Raw genomic sequence first — 19472 nt, 5'->3', positions numbered from 1 at the left:
GGGTGTAGACACCGGGCAGGTCGAAGGCGGTGGACGGGCGAAGGGGACGGACCAAAGGGAGCGGACGGACGGGCGAAGGGGACGGACCAAAGGGAGCGGACGGATGAAGGGAGTGGACGGATGAAGGCGGCGGTTGGAGAGAGCTGGGCACGGGCCGACCGGTGGCGCGGCGGATCGACGGCCGCCGGCCTGTGCCCGGGGCGCGCCTCCTGCCCGACCGGCCGAGCGGCGTGGGCATGCGGCCGCCGGCCGTGGCCGGGGCACCGATTCCCGCCCGGTCGGCGGCCGCAGGGCCACGTCGGCAGGCGGAGCTGGGCCGGGCCCCCGCCGCCCACCAGCGCCGGGGGCGCGCCCGGCCGGCACAGCGGCGCCGACCGATGCCGGAGGGGTGCCGACTCCCGCGTGACCGTGCCTGCGGCGCACATCCCGCTCGCCCACGCCCAACGGGTGAGTGGGGAGCCGGCGGACGCGGAAAGCCGTCGCGACGACCACGACCGGCCCCGGACCCCGCCCCCGACCCCGCCGGGACTCTGCCACCGCCGTCTGACCGGCGAGGATGACCAGTACACCGGTGAGGAACGACCAGCCGTCGCCCTCGACCGGCCCCAAAACCCCCTCGGCCCCGCGCGGACCCGCGCTGAGCCACCTCGGCCGGCCCCGTCGGGCCGCCCGAGGCAAGACCGGCTCAGGCCGCCGAGGAGACCCCCCTCGACCGAAGCCCGGCGCAGCGGCTACGCGTCGATGCGCGACCGGTCCAGCGTCGCCGCCGAGCTGGAGATGAACTCCTTGCGCGGCGCCACGTCGTTGCCCATGAGCAGGTCGAAGACCTGTTCGGCGGCCTCCAGGTCGGAGAGGTTGATCCGGCGCAGGGTTCGGTGACGGGGGTCCATCGTGGTCTCGGCCAGCTGGTCGGCGTCCATCTCACCCAGACCCTTGTAGCGCTGGATGGAGTCCTTGTACCGGACGCCCTTGCTCTGGAACTCCATGAGCTTGTCGCGCAGCTCGCGGTCCGAGTACGTGTAGACGTACTTGTCCTGGCCCTTCTTCGGCTGGACGATCTCGATGCGGTGCAGCGGCGGCACGGCGGCGAAGACCCGGCCGGCCTCGACCATCGGCCGCATGTAGCGCTGGAACAGCGTGAGCAGCAGGCAGCGGATGTGGGAGCCGTCCACATCGGCGTCGGTCATCATGATGATCTTGCCGTAGCGCGCCTGGTCGATGTCGAAGGTACGGCCCGAGCCCGCCCCTATGACCTGGATGATCGCGCCGCACTCGGCGTTCTTGAGCATGTCGGTCACCGAGGACCGCTGCACGTTGAGGATCTTGCCGCGGATCGGCAGCAGGGCCTGGAACTCGGAGTTCCGTGCCAGCTTGGCCGTACCGAGTGCGGAGTCGCCCTCGACGATGAACAGCTCACTGCGGTCGACGTCGTCGCTGCGGCAGTCGGCGAGCTTCGCCGGCAACGACGAGGACTCCAGGGCGGTCTTACGCCGCTGGGCGTCCTTGTGCTGCCGGGCCGCGACGCGCGTACGAGCGGCGGCCACCACCTTCTCCATGACGACCCGGGCCTGCGCGGCAGCATCCCGCTTGGTGGCGGTCAGGAACGCCTTCAGCTCCTTGGTGACCACGTTGTTCACGATGCGACGGGCCGCCGAGGTGCCGAGGACCTCCTTGGTCTGCCCCTCGAACTGCGGCTCGGCCAGGCGCACGGTGACGACGGCGGTGAGGCCCTCCAGGGCGTCGTCCTTGACGATGTTGTCCTCGGCCACCCGCAGCATCTTCTTGGCCCGCAGCACGTCGTTCATCGTCTGCGTGAGGGCCTGCTCGAAGCCGGCGACATGGGTGCCGCCCTTGGGCGTGGCGATGATGTTGACGAAGGACCGGACCGTGGTGTCGTAGCCCGTGCCCCAGCGCATCGCGACGTCGACGCCCAGCTCACGGGTGACCTCGGTGGGGGTCATCTGACCGTGCTCGTCGAGGACCGGGACGGTCTCCTTGAAGGTGCCCTGGCCCGAGAAGCGCAGCACGTCGCAGACCGGCTTGTCGGCCGCCAGGTACTCGCAGAACTCGCTGATGCCGCCGTCGAAGCGGAAGGACTCCTCGCCCTTGCTGCCGCCCTCACCGAGGCCGTACTCGTCGCGGACGACGATGGTCAGGCCCGGCACCAGGAAGGCGGTCTGGCGGGCGCGCTGGTGCAGGGTCTCCAGGGCGAGCTTGGCGTCCTTGAGGAAGATCTGCCGGTCGGCCCAGTACCGCACGCGCGTGCCGGTGCGGGTCCTGGGGATCTTCCTGGCCTTGCGCAGGCCGCTCCTGGCCTCGAACTTCGCCTCGGCGCCGTCGGCCGCGAAGGCGCCCGGCACGCCGCGCCGGAAGCTGATGGCGTGCGTGTGGCCGCCGCGGTCCACCTCGACGTCGAGACGGGCGGACAGGGCGTTGACGACGGAGGCGCCGACGCCGTGCAGACCGCCGGAGGCGGCGTACGAGCCGCCGCCGAACTTGCCGCCCGCGTGCAGCTTGGTCATGACGACCTCGACGCCGGACAGGCCGGTCTTGGGCTCCACGTCCACGGGGATGCCGCGGCCGTTGTCCCGCACCTCGACGGAGCCGTCGTCGTGGAGGACCACCTCGATGTGGTCGCAGTAGCCACCGAGGGCCTCGTCCACGGAGTTGTCGATGATCTCCCACAGGCAGTGCATCAGACCGCGGCTGTCGGTCGAGCCGATGTACATGCCCGGGCGCTTGCGCACGGCCTCGAGGCCCTCGAGGACGAGCAGGTGCCGCGCGGTGTAGTTGGAGCCGTCCCGGTCTGCTCCTGCCAGCAGCGCTGTGGACGGCACGGACGTATCGGCGGTCACGCGGTTCGCTCCTCGCTGAATTTCAGTTGGCCCCCTACTGGGTAAGGGGACGGCTTCGGTCGCCGCTCAGAGGGTACCGAGGCCTGGTAGAGCCGGTGTAACGCCACCCTCGTCGAGAACTCAGACTAGTCCAGACTCGTATGCATGTTCGATCCCTCGATGGAGTGAAGTACACATCACGTTCCCTTGGAGGCATGAACCATTTAGGCTCCGGGCACGTCCTCATGAACAACCGGCAACCCCGCCGGGAGGACCGAGACACAACACTGCGCGAAACCGTAAGCACACAAGAGACGCACTACGGCACATTCGCCGCCAACCGGCAGCAGACAGCCGCCCCTGAAGAATTTTTTCGAGGGAAAGCCACGAGCGGGAACGTTTTCGGGCTGGTTGGATGTTGACCCTGGTACGACAGCTCGTCGAGCTAGAGAAGAGGCGACGTGACTACTGTTCTGACCCCCGCGAGCCCGCTGACGGCCGCCGATCGCTGCGACCGCTGCGGCGCCCAGGCATACCTGCGCGTCGTCCTGCTGAGCGGCGGAGAACTGCTCTTCTGCGCCCACCACGGTCGCAAGTTCGAGCCGGAACTCAAGAAGATCGCCGCTGAGATACAGGACGAGACGGAGCGGCTGACGTCCGTTCCGAACACCGCTTCCGAAGAAGAGCGCTGAATCTCGCAACCACGACGAGCCAGCGCCGGCACAGGCCGGTGAACGGGCGGCCGCTCCCGTCGAGGAGCGGCCGCCCGCGCTCATGCCTTCAACCGTTCTCAGGAGCCCCCGTTCCTTCTCAGGAGCCCCCGTCCCGCTTCTGGATCCCGGAGGCCACCTTCAGGTCTCCTACGACGTCGGATATGCGCGTGTAAACGCCGGGATTGCCGGCCTTGCCGCAGCCGCTGCCCCAGGACACGAGCCCGACCAGCCGCCCCGCGGCCACCAGCGGGCCGCCGCTGTCGCCCTGGCAGGCGTCCGGGCCGCCGGCGGTTTCCCCCGCGCACAGCATGCTGTCTGCCCGGTAGGTGCCGTCCGGACCGCCCGGGTAGGCGCGGGTGCACAGGTCATCGGCCAGCACGCGCACGTGTGCGGCGTGCAGCTTGGTCGGGTAGGCGCCCGCCCCGGTGATGTCCCCCCATCCGGTGACCAGCGCCTGGGTGCCCGGGGTGTAGGCCGGGTCGCCCGCGCTCGCCATGGCGACGACCGCGCTCTGCGGCAGCTCCTGGGCGAGGGTGATGACGGCGAAGTCACCGGCGTGGGTCTCACTGTCGTACCCCGGGTTGATCCGGGCGTCCCGTACGGCGATCTCCTGGCCCTCGCCCGACAGCAGGTCGGTGCGGCCGGTGATGACCCTCAGGTCGCGCATGCGACTGGGAGGGGCTCCGAGGACATCCTCGCCGAGGCAGTGGGCCGCGGTGAGCACCGTCGTCCGCGCGACCGCCACACCCCCGCAGAACTGGCCTGCCCGCGTACCGCCGAACCGGTCACGACTGGACAGCGCGACTGTCCACGGGGCCTGGGAGACATCTATGGGAAAGCCCCCGACCACCACGCTGTCGGCGGCCACGGGTGTCGCGTTGACCAGGGGTATGACGGTCATGGTGGCCGCCAGGGCAAGCGGCCGGATCACTGACCGGGCAACGGAACGACGCATGCAGGCTCCTCACTCCGGGTGCTGCTGGGACACCCAGAGTGATCCACGAAGCGGCCGCGCGCAGCACGAAGGCCCGGCTCCCGCGGGGGAGCCGGGCCTTCGCCGTCGTACGACCGCGACCTAGTCGAGGTAGTCGCGCAGCACCTGGGAACGCGACGGGTGGCGCAGCTTCGACATGGTCTTGGACTCGATCTGGCGGATGCGCTCACGCGTCACGCCGTACACCTTGCCGATCTCGTCGAGGGTCTTCGGCTGACCGTCGGTGAGACCGAACCGCATGGAGACCACGCCGGCCTCGCGCTCGGACAGGGTGTCCAGAACGGAGTGCAGCTGCTCCTGCAGGAGCGTGAAGCTGACGGCGTCGGCGGGGACGACGGCCTCGGAGTCCTCGATGAGGTCACCGAACTCGCTGTCGCCGTCCTCACCCAGCGGGGTGTGCAGCGAGATGGGCTCACGGCCGTACTTCTGGACCTCGATGACCTTCTCGGGGGTCATGTCGAGTTCCTTGGCCAGCTCCTCCGGGGTGGGCTCGCGGCCCAGGTCCTGGAGCATCTGGCGCTGCACGCGCGCGAGCTTGTTGATGACCTCGACCATGTGCACCGGGATACGGATGGTGCGGGCCTGGTCGGCCATGGCGCGGGTGATGGCCTGACGGATCCACCAGGTGGCGTACGTGGAGAACTTGTAGCCCTTGGTGTAGTCGAACTTCTCGACCGCGCGGATCAGACCGAGGTTGCCCTCCTGGATGAGGTCCAGGAAGAGCATGCCGCGGCCGGTGTAGCGCTTGGCCAGGGAGACCACCAGACGGAGGTTGGCCTCCAGCAGGTGGTTCTTGGCCCGGCGGCCGTCCTCGGCGATGATCTCCAGCTCGCGCTTGAGCTTCGGCGCCAGCTTGTCGGCGTTGGACAGCTTGTCCTCGGCGAACAGACCCGCCTCGATGCGCTTGGCCAGCTCGACCTCCTGCTCGGCGTTGAGCAGGGGGACCTTGCCGATCTGCTTCAGGTAGTCCTTGACCGGGTCGGCGGTCGCGCCGGCCGCGGCCACCTGCTGCGCGGGCGCGTCGTCCTCGTCCTCGTCGGACAGGACGAAACCGGCGCTCTCGGTACCCTCGGGCTCGTCGGCGACCTTGGTGTCCTCGAGTACCTCGTCCTCGAGAAGCTCGACGTCGTCCTTCTTGGCCGTGGTCTTCTTCGCTGCCGTCTTCTTCGCGACGGTCTTCTTGGTGGCGGTCGCCTTCTTGGCGACGGTCTTCTTGGCGGCGGCCGCCTTCTTGGCGGGTGCGGCTTCCTCGGCGGAATCGGCCGTGACCGGAGCGGCGGGCGCCGCGGGGGCGGCCGTGGTGGCGGTGGCCTTCCTGGTCGTCACCGTCTTGGCCGCGACCGTCTTGGTGGCGGTGCGCTTCGCCGGGCTCTTCGCTGCGACGCTCTTGCGGGTGCGCTTGGGCTCTGCGGCACTGACCATCAGCGTCACACCCTCTTCCTCAAGAATCTGGTTGAGGCTGCGCAGTACGTTCTTCCACTGAGTGGCCGGAATCTGGTCAGCTTCGAAGGCCCGACGCACATCGTCGCCGGCGATCTGCCCCTCAGCCTTTCCCCGCTCAATGAGCGCCATGACAGAGACGGACTCGGCGATCTCCGGCGGGAGCGTACGGGATGTGCTGGCCGACACGAACAACCTCTCGGAACGTTGGAAAACGGCTTCCGGCACCGTCCACTGCGGACAGGAGCCGACCACCGGCCTGGGGATGGGCCGACGGCGCGGGCGGGGGCCGGGAAGATGCACAGCGCCTGTCATGGCGTCCGTATTCCCTCCGCGGCTGTCACCTCTTAGGTCATCGCGCTGTTCCCACAAGCGTTACGCCCAATCTGCGTGGCCCGAGTCACACCCCGTAAGCGAGCAAAAGCGTTCAGATGCGGACAGATGAGATCAACCTCGGCGTCACGCCCAGTCGCGCGCGGGTTCCCGGGGCCCATCGCACCGCTGGACCCCGCCGGACCGCACAGGGTCCGGCGGGGTCCGGCGACGGCCGGCATCCGAGCCCGGCGCCGCCACGAGCACCACGAGGACGCCACGCACCGGCGACCGCACCGCCTCGGCCAGCGGGGGTCAGTGCTCGCGCGGGGCGGGCACCACGCGCTCGACCTCGGGGTGCACCGTGAGCAGTTGCCGCATGGCGGCCTCGGCCGCCGCGCCGTCGCCGGTGCCGAGCGCGTCCACGATCCGGGCGTGCTGCGCCAAGCACGCCTCGTTCGGCCGGTCACACGACGTGACCGGGCCGCCGGAGACCTGCAGGGCCGCCGAGACGATGCCGGAGAGATGCTCCAGCATGCGGTTGCCGGCGATCTGGATGAGCAGGGCGTGGAACTCGCCGTCGGCGCGCGAGTACGTCAGCGCGTCGCCCTGCGCCATGGCGTGACTCATGATCTCGACCATGTCGCAGAGGCGCTGCTGCACCTCCTCGCGCCCGTGCCCGGCGGCGAGTCGGGCGGCGAGCGGCTCGATCGTCCAGCGCAGCTCGCTCAGCTCGCGGCGCTGGTCGTCGCGCTGGGGGCCGAAGGCCCGCCACTCGATGATGTCCGGATCGAGCAGGTTCCAGTCGCTGACGGGACGCACGCGCGTGCCGACGTTCGGGCGGGCGCTGACCAGGCCCTTGGCTTCGAGGACGCGGAGGGACTCACGGACGACGGTGCGGGAGACCTCGAAGCGCTGGCCGATCTCCTCGGGCACCAGCGGACGGTCCGCGCCGAGGTCGCCGGAGACGATCATCTGGCCCAGCTGCTGAACGAGTTGGCCGTGCAGTCCACGTCCGCGGCTGCCCGCGGCACGCCGGCCGACGCGGCCCAGTTCGGGGTCCGCGCCCTCCCAGGAGGGCGAGGGCGCCGCGACGCGATCACCCACCTGGGACTCTGCGAAGGGGTAGCGGTCGAGGTCGCCCGGGCCGGCCAGACCGGAGTCGGTGGAGCGGGCGGCGGTCATCATGGTGTGCGCAAGGGTACTCACGGATCCTTTGTCGGCGCCGTCTTCAACTCCCTTGAGGTCTTTGGTGAAAAGCACACGAAAGGGTGATCGCTCACCCCGTCGCAATTGACGCCTTATCGGAAAGAAATGGGCTTTCCACGGGGAGTTGTGCACAGGCCGGGATCGGAAGTGTGCTCATGCCCGTCACCGGAGCCGGGCGCGCAGCGTCGTGAACAGATATGCGCACAGCAGTGCCGACAGCGACAACACGAGTGCCCCGCCCACGGGTTGGGCGAGCACGCGCGCGAACCCGATCAGGTAACGCTCGCCTCCGAAGGGCCACTGCAACAGGTAGACCTGCCGCATCCGCACCGGGAACCCGGCCGCCATGTGCGGGGCCGGCCCCCGCATCACCTTGTGCACGAGGGGAACGACGACAACGGGTACGGCGAGTACGGCCGCCAGACCACCGGTGGTGGACCGGAACACACCGGCCGCCAGTACACCGGCCCAGGCGCAGCCGAGGACAAGACCGAACCAACTCACGCCCAGAGAAAGCCAGTCGGCGGGAACTTGCGTCAGCTCCTGTCCGTAGACGATGTAGAGCGCTTCGGCGTCGCAGCCCACGGTGAGGAAGGCCAGCAGCACCGCGGTGGCTCCGGAGACGAGCAGTTTCGCGGTGAGCAGCCCCAGTCGGCGGGGGACGGTGCCACGGTCCGCAGCGAGGGCGGGGTGGCGGAACTCGTCCCCGAAGGCCAGCGCGCCGAGCAGACCTGCCGCGAGCGCCGCGGGCGGCAGCGGCAGTGCCCGTGGCCACGCGGCGAACAGCCGCGCCTGCGGGGTGTGGCCGAGCCTGGCCAGCAGTACGGCGGTGAGCGCGGACACCACCAGTACGGCGCCGCAGACGAGGAAGCCGACGCCGATCCCGGTGGCGCGGCGGATCTCATAGCGCAGCGGGCGGAGGGGGCTGCGGGCGGGGCGGACGGAGATGGGGGGCGGGAGGGGAGGCAGGGTGTCGAGGCCACTGACGGCGTCGGGGCGCCCGGCATGCGGTTGACGGGTAATGGGGTTCCTGGCGCCGGGGAGGCGGGTGCGAAGGACGGCGGGGATACCTCGTGGCGGGGGGTTCGTGCTGCCGGTCTTCGGTTCCTGGGCGGCCGAGACCGCATCGCGCCCGTCGTTCGCCGCACTCGTCGCTTCGCCGGTCCGGCTGCCGCCGGCTCCTGCGAGCACCTCGACGGGAACTGCCGCGGCTCCCCCTTCGCCGGTCACGCCTTCACGGTCGGGCGCACCGCCGCCGGGCGCGTCTTCTCCGAGGGGTGCGTCTTCTCCGATGAGCCCATCCTCACCGGCGGGCGCATCAACACCGCTGGGCGCGCCCACACCGCCGGACGTGCCCGCGTGGCCGGGCGGGTTCTCGCGGCCGAGCGCGTCGTCACCGTCAGGCCCCGCACCCCGGGGCGCCGACCCGCCGGCCACCGCGAGCGGGCCGGCAGCCGAGGCGTCCCCGGTCGCTACCGGAGGAGTGGCGTCTGGGCACTCGGTAACCGACCGGCCGTCGGTCTTCTCTCCGGACGACGACACCTCACCGCTGTGGGCCTGCGCCCCCTCTCCCGGCGACGGCTGTTCCCCCAGGGAGCCGCTGGGCACAGTACGCTGCGGCGTCGAGGTCTCCACCGCCGTGTCCTCCCAGTTCTCGACCGAGAAGCCGAACGGCACGGCGCCCCGCTCTCTCGCCGCGGGGCCCTCCGCTGACGGGAGGCCGGACACGGTGGCGGCGGCCTGCTCCGACGCGGGCGAGTCGAGCGTCGACGCCCCCGATCCCGCCTCCGGCAGGCCAGACGCCGAAGCCCGTGACACCGACGCCGCCACACCGGCCCCCGAGGCAGCGGACACCACCGCCGGCAATGCGCGCACGGTCGACTCCCGCTCCGCCATCGGCCAGCCAGGCACGGTCGGCTCGAGCTCCACCGACGACGAGCCCGGCACGGCATGCTCCCGCTCCGCCGCCGGCTCCCTGGCCACCGCCGCGCCCGCCTCCCCCGACGAGACGACGTCGGGTCCCGCAGGCACCCCCGCCTCCCCGCCGCCGCCCGAGGGACCCGGCTCCCCCGCCGACACGCCACACACGGCCGGCTCGGACTCGCTCATCGGCGATCCCAACGCGGCATGCTCCCGTTCCCCCGCCGGCTCCCTGGCCACCGCCGCACCCGCTTCCCCGGACGGGACGACGTCGAGTTCGGTACCGGCACCCGGCCCCATGTCACCCACTTCGTCCGCGAGTTGGTGGACGAGGATGCCGTGCCGGTACGCCGCCTCGCCGATGTCGGCGGTCGTGGAGCCGTACACCGAGAGGCGGTTGCCGCCCTCCCGGACGACTTCGACGGAGCGGCGCGCGGTACGGGCCTCCTTGGTGAGCAGAGCCGCGAGACGCGCCGCGTGCGGGCTGCGTACGGCCACGCGCGGCCGCAGCCGCGTGCGGGCGAACTCCCGCGCGCCCTGGTCGGCCACGAGCCTGCCACCGTCGAGGGTGACGACCCGGTCGGCGGTGCGTGCGGCTTCCTTCGGATCGGCGGAGGTGAAGAGCACGGTGCCGCCCTGGTCGGCATGGGCCCGCAGCATCCCGTGCATCCACTGCGCCTCACGGGGCGAGAGCCCGGCGGTGGGTTCGTCCAGGACGAGCGTGTGCGGATCGGGCAGCAGGGCGCATGCCAGGCCGAGTCTGCGGTCCATACCGCGCGAGAGCGTGCCGAGGTGCTCCTCGCGGAGGCTGACGAGGCCGACCACTTCGAGGACCTCGTCGGCCCGTCGCGCGGGAACCCCCGAGGCCGCGCACAACATGCGCAGATGGCCACGGACCGAGCGGGCCGGATGTCCCGGTACGTCGCCGAGGAGCACGCCGACTTCCCGCGCCGGATGGGCGATCCGGTGCAGGGGCCGTCCTCTGAAGTAGGTGATGCCGCGGCCCGGTTGGAGCTCGAGCATCAGTCTGAGCGCCGTCGTCTTGCCCGCGCCGGCGCTTCCGAGGAGCACGGTGACGTCTCCCTCACGCGCTTCGAAGGAGACATCGTCGAGGGCGGGCGGGTGCGCCTTGCGGGGATTGCTGGTCAGTCCGAAGGCATGGATCACCTACAGCAAGATAGCGCGCAATGTCCGGTTTTTCGGGTATAACCCGATCTGCTGTCGCATGCAATGCGGGTTGACCCGGTTCGCGTCCACCGTTCGAGGGAGCGGCTCGGCACGATCGGTCCCTTTGACGGTCCGGGTGCGCCCGGTGCGGTCGGCCGCCCTACTCAGACCTCGGGACGCAGCATCGGCGGATTGAGCAGGGTGGCGCCGCCGGCCCGGAAGAGCTGTGCCGGCCGGCCGCCCTGACGCGTGGTCGTGCCCCCGGTGGGGACGAGGAATCCCGGGGTTCCGGTGACCTTGCGGTGGAAGTTGCGCGGGTCGAGCGCCACCCCCCACACCGCCTCGTACACCCTGCGCAGCTCGCCGACGGTGAACTCGCTCGGGCAGAACGCGGTGGCCAGCGACGAGTACTCGATCTTGGACCGCGCCCGCTCCACCCCGTCGGCGAGGATCTGGGCGTGGTCGAAGGCGAGCGGTGCCACGGGCTCGCCGTCCCGGTCGTAGCCGCCCGGCTGGAGCAGTTCCTCGACCGGGGCCCAGCGTGCGTTGCTGGCGTCACCTCCCGCCCGCGGGGCGGGCAGGTCGGGCGCGAGCGCGAGGTGCGCGACGCTCACCACACGCATGCGCGGGTCCCGCTTGGGGTCGCCATAGGTGGCGAGCTGTTCGAGGTGGGCTCCGTTGTCCTGGGCCGGGGCCGCGGGACCGTGTGCGCACAGCCCCGTCTCCTCGGCGAGCTCACGTGCCGCGGCCTGGGAGAGGTCCTCGTCGGCCCGTACAAAACCGCCGGGGAGCGCCCAGCGCCCCTGGAACGGCGGCTCGCCCCTGCGGACCGCCAGCGCGCACAGGGCATGGCGGCGCACGGTCAGCACGACCAGGTCCACGGTGACGGCGAAGGGCGGAAAGGCTGACGGGTCGTAGGGCATGCGGCGATCATAGTCGTCTTCCTGACGATAAACACTCCCTTCGCCGGGCGCACCGACGGGTGGTTCCGCTTCGTTCTGGTATGGGCGCAGGGCCGGGTCCCCTGCTTCATTTCCGTGCGTCGTACGAGGTCACACTCCCAGTTGCAGGCCGTCCGCGGCCTCCTCGACCATGGCGAGCCCCAGCCGGCTGACCCGCACGGCGAACGGCGCACCAGCGACACGCAGCCCGGTCAGGCCGAGTTCGCCGAGCGGCGCGCTCCGCACGGGGCACAGGGTGACCGTGCGGGCGGGGGTGTCGGGTCGGATGCCCGCGAGCGAGGTGAGCATCATGATCGCGGAGGCTGCGGCGGTGGCCGCGGGCCGGCAGGCAGCGGGGTGCGCAAGGGGAGCGCTGCCGGTGGTGCGCTGCTCGCCCGCGAACATCTCCGGCAGCCGGTGGCCGAAGTGTTCCGCCGCTTCCAGCAGGCCTCTCAGCAGGCCGCCGGCTCCCTTCTCGTAGCCGGCGGCGGCCAGTCCGGCGACGGCGACCGCGGTGTCCTGCACCCGGACCGCCCCGGTCCGGTGGCCGAACGGATTGTGTCCCGCCTCCTTGGTGCCGAGACCGCGCAGCCCCCAGCCCGCGTCCATGGCGGGGGTGCCGAGAAGTCGCGCGAGGTGTTCCGTCTGTACCGGGTCCAGCAGACCCGGGGCGAGCCGGCCCGAGCCGAGCAGGCCGGTGTCGAGGAGATGCACCGCGGTGGAGCCCAGGTGCGGCACGGGGCGGCCGTTCGGTGCCAGGGCCGCGGCTGGACGTCCGCCGCCGCGGTCCTCGACCCAGAAGTCGGCCCGGAAGGCCTCCTGCAGGGCCCGGGCCCACTGGCGTAACTCGATGGCGCCGGGCCTGTCGTACGCGTCCAGAAGATCGGCGCCGAGCAGGGCGGCCCGGTGTGCGTGGGCCTGCGTCTCGCAGCGGGCTGGGCCCCCCGGCTGGGGGTCATGGAGATAGGGGCCGTCGCCGACGGTGGTGAGCAACCAGGTGAGACAGCGTTCTGCCGTGGGCAGCAGTTCCGTCGTCTCCTGCTCGGGCAGTCCCCAGCGGCGGGCCTCGGCCAGCAGGACCGGGAAGAGCAGTGTGGCCTCCGTGCCGGTGCAACCCGGCGGGAGGAACGGGCCGGCGTCGCGTCGTGGCCCGGGGATCATGCCGGACCGTGGGGTGCGGTCCGTGACCTGGGCGCGGGCCAGGGTGCGCAGTGTGCCGGCGGCCAGCCGGGTGCCGAGCGGCAGGACCATGCGGGCGGCGGCCAGAGCCTCGGCGGGGGCCATGCCGCAGCGCCAGGGCGCGCCCGCCGCGAGGTGCGTGTCGGAGGGGTGGGCGGGGTCACGCAGGAGCAGGGCTTGGAGGTCGGCCACCGCCGCGTGCAGCAGCGGGGCCACCCGGGGGTCGTCGCCCGTCGCCCGGGCGGGAGCGAACGGGCTGGTGGTGGCGTGGCCCGCCGCCCGCAGTGGACCCGCGCCGTCGAGCCGCACCCTCAGCTCCACCGTTGCCGCACCGCCCGCGGGCACCTCCAGTTCCCAGCGCAGGAGTCCGGCTGACGCGAGGGCGTCGGCGGGCGGTGGGTCGGCCGTGACCGATGCGGCGGCACCGGTCGTGGCCCAGCGCAGGCCGGAGTCGTGGACGGTGGCCGCGAGTTCGGGCCCCGCCCTGCCGGAGGCGATGGTGCCGAGTTCGGCGAGGTCCGTACCGAGGGCGACCTCGACAGGCAGCCTCAGCGGTCGCGCGGCGGCGTTGCGGAAGGTGAGCCGTTCGGTACCGTCGGCGCGGCGGATCCGCTCGACCACGACGTCCGGATCGGGGCCCGCCGACGGGGAGACGCGCAGTGTTCCCACGAAACGGGCACGGTCGGCACCCGTCATCCTGGCCTGCACGGCAAGGGGCTCCCGGCCGGCCACGCGGACCTGGCACCGTGAGAGCAGCCGCCTGCCACCTCGGTAGAAGCCGTCCAGTCCGCGACCGGCCAGCTGTCCGTCACCGGAGATGGCGAGACCGGGCAGGGCGACACAGATCAAGGCGGTGTGCGTCGGCGGCAGCTCGGGCGCCGGGCGGCTGCTCTGCGGCGCGCGCACCGACGGGGCTGCGGTGGGCCGGCGGCCACGCTCCGGGGCCGGTGGCCTTCTGTGGCCGGCCGAGGCGTTCGGCCCGGGATTCTTGGGCGGAGGTGGAGCGACGACGGTCTGCCGTGCCCTGGCGGCACCGTCCGGCGGGAACCGGTCGTGCCTGTCCCAGGGCGGACGTTCATCGTCGGCGGTGGAGGGCGGAGTCGGCTGCTGGTACATGGAGTGGCTTCCTCTGCGCTCGGTGCGCCTGGGCCGCGCTGGGCGACCGGAGGGGCGCCCCGGAGGACAAGGGTCGTACGGTGGCAGGGCCCGTACAGGCATTCCGCCACTCAGGTGAACGGGGCGAGACTCGTCCGGGTCACGGCTCGCCTCGGGGAAGCCGACCGAACGGCGACGAGTGGGGGCGGTGGTGCCGTTCGGGCCGGTGGTGAGCCGCTGCCACCACCGGACGTGTGACGGTCCCTCACGTGCGCGCCGTGCTGTCGAGCGGGCCCGGTCGGCCCCGCCGGTCAAGCGGACCGGGAAGGGACGACCGGCATGGCGGTCGCACCGGCTCGCATGCATACGGTTTCCCGCCCGCTGGACGAGTTGTCCACCCCCGCTCCTGCGCCCGACGCTCACCCCGCCTCCTCGGACCTGCGGCCGTCGCTTCCCGGACGAGCCGCGCCGGTCGTGGTGTCACCCGGCTCCGCCGCCCGCGTGCGCGTGCCGCCCTGGCTACGACCGGCGGGGCGCGCGGGTACGGCTGCCGAGGGGCCGGGGTGGGAGCCGGCCGGCCTCCGCCGTGCGCCCGTGGACCGGGCCGGGCGAGGGGCATCGCTGCCGGTGACGGACCGCACTCGGCGCCGTCGACGCGTGCCCGCCCCCCGGACCGGCCCACAGGCGCTCTCGCCGTCCGCATCGGGACTCGTCCTGGCCGTCTCGTCTTCCGTGGCCAGGACCTCTTCGGTGACCGGGAGCTGTTCGGTGGGCAGGAGCTCTTCGGTGACCGGGAGCTGTTCGGTGGGCAGGAGCTCTTCGGTGACCGGGAGCGCGGTCCGAGCCGCCTTGTGCTCCGGGTGCGGCTGTGGGGCCTCGTCCTCCGCTGCGCACCCCGTACGTCCCGCGCGCAGGCAGCGGCGGATCGCTTCCGGATCGATGCCTTCGTTGCATGCCTGGTGCAGCAGCCGGGCGAACAGATAGTCGGGATCCGCGCCCAGGGCCATGGCCAGCGCCTCGCGGGCCTCCAACTCGTCACCGGCCGACCAGGCCACCCAGCCCGCCAGCGTCAGCGGGGCCGCGGCATGCTCGCCGTAGGGGCCGACGCAGCGGCGGGACAGGGCGCGCCAGAGCCGGAGAGCCGGACCCGCCTCGTCGCCCTCCATCCAGACGGCCGCCCGGTCGCGGGTCGTGCGGTCCTGGAGTCCGAGGATCAGCGCCGCCGCCTCGTCGTGTCCCAGGAGGGCGTCGTCACGCAGGTCCGCGGGATGTGTGCCGGACACCGGTGCCGCGGCGGCGAAGCGGCGGATGACCCGCTCGGCGAGGCCGAGGGTCTCCTTTGCCACGTCCGCGCGGGACACCTCGGCGAGAATCCGGGGCACCAGGCTCATTCCGGCCGCGTCCAGGGCGATCTCCTGCTCCAGCGCCGCGGTCGTCTCCCGGGGCTGCAGCCTGGCGCGCAACTCGCGGAGGGTGCCGCGCACTTGGATGCCGGCGTAGGTGGCCGCGGCGGCCAGCACGGATGTGCCGGGAAGGCCCATGGGTGAGCCGTCCTCGGGGCAGCAGCCCTCGATCGGGCAGCAGTACGACCAGAAGCGGCCGTCGGAGATGCACAAGGCCTCGATGACCGGCACGTCCAGCTCGCCGCACTGGATGCGCAGGAGGTGGGCCAGCCGCTCGAGCCGTCGTTTGACGTCGCGGCCGGACTCTCCCGGGCCGGGCTCCTGACAGACGTACGCCACCATCTGCTCGGGCCGGGCGCCTCGTCGTTCGCTGCCGGTCACCAGTCCCTGGACCAGTTGGCGTGCGGCCGCCTCCCAGTCCTCCTCGTTCGCCGGGATGCCGAGCCGGGCCCGGCCGCCGAACCTGCCCCGGCGATCGCGGTCGTGCAGGGCCACCAGCACCATGCTGTCCTCCGGGCGGTAGCCGAGGAGGTAGGGCAGGGCGTCGGCCAGTTCGGCGGGGGTGCGGAGCGTGACCTGCGTGTCGTGCGTGGAGGGGCCGGCGAACGGCTCCTGTCCCGAGAGGTCGCTGTTTTCGAACGGTCCGGTCGTTTCGCTGTGATTCGTCATGCGCCGACGATCTCGCGGATCCCAAAATTCCGGTTGCGCCTGTGGATAAGTCGAGTCAGGGACACGACAGGGCTGCCCCGGTTGTCCACACCCGCGCCCGGGGCCCGCCCGCTTGTCGGTCCCGTCCTGTTGTATGGAACCCATGGAGCACACGAGCAACGCGGATCTCCGGGCGCAGGCGGACGCCGTCCTCGCCCGGCTCGTCGGGGATGCCACGGGAGCGGCCCGGCTGCGCGAGGACCAGTGGCGGGCCATCGAGGCGCTGGTCGCCGAGCGGCGCAGGGCCCTGGTCGTACAGCGCACGGGATGGGGCAAGTCCGCGGTGTACTTCGTGGCGACCTCGCTGCTGCGGGCCAGAGGGAGTGGCCCCACGGTGATCGTCTCGCCGCTGCTCGCGCTCATGCGCAACCAGGTGGAGGCGGCGGCTCGGGCCGGCATCCACGCCCGCACCATCAACTCCGCCAACACCGAGGAGTGGGACGCCGTTCAGGCCGAGATCACGGCCGGCGAGGTCGATGTGCTCCTCGTCAGTCCGGAGCGTCTGAACAACCCGGACTTCCGCGACCGCGTCCTGCCCAAGCTGTCCGCCGCGACCGGCCTGCTGGTCGTGGACGAGGCCCACTGCATCTCCGACTGGGGGCATGACTTCCGCCCCGACTACCGCCGGCTGCGCACCATGCTCGCCGACCTCCCACCCGGTGTCCCGGTGCTGGCCACCACCGCCACGGCCAACGCCCGGGTGACCGCGGACGTCGCCGAGCAGCTGGGCACCGGCGGCACCTCGGACGCCCTGGTGCTGCGCGGGCCGCTGGACCGCGAGAGCCTCAGCCTCGGCGTGCTGCGGCTGCCGGATGCCGCGCACCGGATGGCCTGGCTCGCCGACCACCTCGACGACCTGCCGGGCTCCGGCATCATCTACACCCTCACCGTCGCCGCCGCCGAGGAGGTCACCGCGTTCCTGCGGCAGCGGGGGCACGGCGTCGCCTCGTACACGGGCAAGACGGAGAACGCCGAACGCCAGCAGGCCGAGGACGATCTGCTCGCCAACCGCGTGAAGGCGCTGGTCGCCACCTCCGCGCTCGGCATGGGCTTCGACAAGCCGGATCTGGGTTTCGTGATCCATCTCGGCTCTCCCTCCTCCCCCATCGCCTACTACCAGCAGGTCGGCCGAGCCGGCCGCGGTGTCGAGCACGCCGAGGTACTGCTGCTGCCGGGCAAGGAGGACGAGGCGATCTGGCAGTACTTCGCGTCGCTCGCCTTCCCTGCCGAGGAGTTGGTACGGCGCACCCTGGACGTGCTCGCCCGGGCGGACGGACCGCTGTCGCTGCCCGCGCTGGAACCCCTGGTCGAGCTGCGCCGCTCCCGGTTTGAAACGATGCTGAAGGTCCTCGACGTGGACGGAGCGGTCCGCCGCGTCAAGGGCGGCTGGGTCGCCACCGGACAGCCCTGGTCGTACGACACCGAGCGCTACGCCTGGGTGGCGCGGCAGCGCGCGGCCGAACAGGAGGCGATGCGCGCCTACGCGTCCACCACCGAGTGCCGGATGGAGTTCCTGCAGCGTCAGCTGGACGACGAGGGTGCCAAACCCTGCGGCCGCTGCGACAACTGCGCCGGCCCGCGCTTCACCGCCGACGCCTCCTCGGCGGCGGTGGACGCCGCGCGGAGCGACCTGGGCCGTGCCGGTGTCGAGGTGGAGCCCCGTCGTATGTGGCCGACGGGGCTGCCGGCCATCGGCATCGATCTCAAGGGACGCATTCCAGCCGGTGAACAGGCCTCGCCGGGGCGGGCCCTGGGTCGACTGTCGGACATCGGCTGGGGCAATCGGCTGCGTCCGCTGTTCACCCCCCAGGCGCCGGACGCGGCTGTGCCGGACGACGTGGCGCGGGCCGTGGTGGGGGTCCTGGCCGACTGGGCGAAGGGCCCCGGCGGCTGGGCGTCCGGGGCGTCCGACGCCCCGGACCGGCCGGTGGGTGTCGTCACCGTGGCCTCGCGGACCAGGCCCCTGCTGATCCATTCCCTGGGTTCCCGGATCGCCGAGATCGGCAGGATGCCGCTGTTCGGTTCCATCGAGTACGCCGAGGACGTGCCGCGGATGCCGCGCAGCAACAGCGCGCAGCGGCTGAAGGCCCTCGACGGCGCGCTGACGGTGCCGCCCGCCCTCGCAGCGGCGCTCGCCGCGGCCGGCGGCCCGGTGCTGCTGGTCGACGACTTCACCGAGACGGGCTGGACACTCGCCGTCGCGGCGCGTCTACTCAGAAGGTCCGGGGCGCGGGCGGTGCTGCCGCTGGTCCTGGCCGTCCAGGGCTGACGGCGCACCCGTCGGCGGCCGCACTACGGCGCGCCCCGGGCCTCGCGCGTCATGCGGCCAACCTTTGGGTAGGGATATAAGCCACGCACCGCCAGATAACCGTCGGTGGCCCCAATTGATCGTTGCCGCATCCAAGTTCGACAGGAAGAATTGAGGTCCGCTCCCCGCACGGCTCGTCCGTGGTCCGGTAGGGCTTTGCTGCGGTGCGCGGTCCCCCGAACCCGACCTCGCCCGCAGTGTGGGCGCGTAGCCGAAGGGAGGAACGTGACCTTCGGATTCGCCTCGTCCTCGGCGGCCTCGTTGTCGACGTCCGCGTCCGCCGCTTCCGCCAGTCGCCTGCTCGAGCCGGCCGAATGGGCCGCCGCCGGAATCCCTCTGCTGGGCAACCCCCGTGAGGTCGTCAGCGGACTGCATGCCCGCCACATGCCGAAGCTGTCCACGGCGATCGTGGCAGTGCTCGATCCGGACGAGCGGCTGTGCGCCAGCGCGTCGTTCACGCGCCGTCCGGCCCCGGCCGACGGCTGGATGTTCCGCAACGCGCTGCTCGCACAACTGCGCCGGGTCATTCCGCACGACCTGCGGCGCCGTACCCCGGTGCGCACGGCCATCCTCGTCTACTGCCGTGAGGGCGACGCGCGTTGGACGGAGGAGGACGGCGCCTGGATGTGGGGCCTGCGTGACGCCTGCACACTGCACGGGCTGCGGTGCGGGGCGTACGTCACGCTGACCCATGACGGCTGGCACGTGCTCGGCGAGGGCCGCAGCGGGCGCCGCCCCAATGCCGACTCCGCTCCGGAGCCCCTCGCGATGTCCGAGGCGCCGCCGCTCGCCCCCCGCACCGGCGGCCCGGTCTCCGAGGTCCTGCGCCGCGCGGCGGCTCGCTGAAGGACACGGGGGCGGGTCAGGCGTTACGCCCGACCGCCTATCGGGCCGCCCTCCGGCCCGCGCGGACATCGTTCCCGCCGCCCGTCGCTCGCCGCCCGTCGCTCGCCGCCCGTCGCTCGCCGCCCGTTGCTCGCCGCCCGTTGCTCGCCGCTCGGCTGCCCGGACGGCGCGGGGCGGGGCCATGCCGCCCCGGCAAGGGCAAGCCCCTGTCACGCCCCGGGAACGAGTGACGGTGGCGCCGTGCGGGGCCAAGCAGCCGGCATCTGCGCCGGGCGCAGCGGCCGCACGAGCCGCATGAGCCATACGAGGCGCACAAGCCGCGCGGGGCCACGAACCGCACGGGAGGTACGAGCCGCCCGGGCCATACGAGACCACGAGCCGCACGAGCCTTGCGAGACGCATG

Annotated in this window: 11 protein-coding genes; 3 read left to right on the top strand and 8 right to left on the bottom strand. The window is 72.2% G+C overall.

What is annotated here, in order from left to right:
- Nucleotides 1-731 precede the first annotated feature (731 nt).
- Nucleotides 732-2855 carry a DNA gyrase/topoisomerase IV subunit B gene (locus ACZ7HQ_RS06385; protein WP_470985479.1) on the bottom strand — a complete coding sequence of 708 codons (2124 nt, stop codon included), beginning with the start codon at nt 2853-2855 and terminating at the stop codon, nt 732-734.
- Between the two features lie 440 nt (nt 2856-3295).
- Here ACZ7HQ_RS06385 and ACZ7HQ_RS06380 point away from each other — a divergent pair, with 440 nt between their 5' ends.
- On the top strand, nt 3296-3526 hold the full coding sequence (locus ACZ7HQ_RS06380) for a DUF7455 domain-containing protein (protein ID WP_030735014.1): 231 nt from the start codon (nt 3296-3298) through the stop codon (nt 3524-3526).
- Nucleotides 3527-3644: 118 nt separating this feature from the next.
- Here ACZ7HQ_RS06380 and ACZ7HQ_RS06375 read toward each other — a convergent pair whose 3' ends face one another.
- From ACZ7HQ_RS06375 to ACZ7HQ_RS06345, 7 genes are all read right to left on the bottom strand, one after another.
- Entirely contained in the window at nt 3645-4502 is an 858-nt protein-coding gene (locus ACZ7HQ_RS06375) for a serine protease (protein WP_470985477.1), read from the bottom strand.
- 120 nt (nt 4503-4622) lie between these two features.
- Nucleotides 4623-6170 carry an RNA polymerase sigma factor gene (locus tag ACZ7HQ_RS06370; protein WP_470985475.1) on the bottom strand — a complete coding sequence of 516 codons (1548 nt, stop codon included), beginning with the start codon at nt 6168-6170 and terminating at the stop codon, nt 4623-4625.
- Nucleotides 6171-6608: 438 nt separating this feature from the next.
- On the bottom strand, nt 6609-7502 hold the full coding sequence (locus tag ACZ7HQ_RS06365; protein WP_470985472.1) for a FadR/GntR family transcriptional regulator: 894 nt from the start codon (nt 7500-7502) through the stop codon (nt 6609-6611).
- A 162-nt stretch (nt 7503-7664) separates the two neighbouring features.
- Nucleotides 7665-10589 (bottom strand): ATP-binding cassette domain-containing protein, encoded by a 2925-nt coding sequence (locus ACZ7HQ_RS06360; RefSeq protein ID WP_470985470.1) that lies wholly within the window; start codon nt 10587-10589, stop codon nt 7665-7667.
- Nucleotides 10590-10753: 164 nt separating this feature from the next.
- Nucleotides 10754-11512 (bottom strand): NUDIX hydrolase, encoded by a 759-nt coding sequence (locus ACZ7HQ_RS06355; RefSeq protein WP_470985467.1) that lies wholly within the window; start codon nt 11510-11512, stop codon nt 10754-10756.
- Nucleotides 11513-11641: 129 nt separating this feature from the next.
- Nucleotides 11642-13825, bottom strand: a complete 2184-nt coding sequence (locus ACZ7HQ_RS06350; RefSeq protein ID WP_470985465.1) for a glycogen debranching N-terminal domain-containing protein — start codon at nt 13823-13825, stop codon at nt 11642-11644.
- A 398-nt stretch (nt 13826-14223) separates the two neighbouring features.
- Nucleotides 14224-15876: a DUF4192 domain-containing protein gene (locus ACZ7HQ_RS06345; protein ID WP_470985463.1), complete on the bottom strand. Its 1653-nt coding sequence runs from the start codon at nt 15874-15876 to the stop codon at nt 14224-14226.
- Nucleotides 15877-16018: 142 nt separating this feature from the next.
- Between ACZ7HQ_RS06345 and ACZ7HQ_RS06340 the strand changes: the two genes are divergently transcribed.
- Both ACZ7HQ_RS06340 and ACZ7HQ_RS06335 read left to right on the top strand, forming a co-directional pair.
- Complete coding sequence (locus ACZ7HQ_RS06340; protein WP_470985461.1) at nt 16019-18184, top strand: RecQ family ATP-dependent DNA helicase; 2166 nt, start codon at nt 16019-16021, stop codon at nt 18182-18184.
- Between the two features lie 264 nt (nt 18185-18448).
- Nucleotides 18449-19069, top strand: coding sequence for a hypothetical protein (locus ACZ7HQ_RS06335; RefSeq protein ID WP_470985459.1), 621 nt, complete (start codon nt 18449-18451; stop codon nt 19067-19069).
- Nucleotides 19070-19472 lie beyond the last annotated feature (403 nt).

Source organism: Streptomyces sp. NPDC037290 (genome assembly GCF_055603245.1).
The sequence above is the reverse complement of the archived record's forward strand: the minus strand, read 5'-3'. Positions and strand labels throughout refer to the sequence as shown.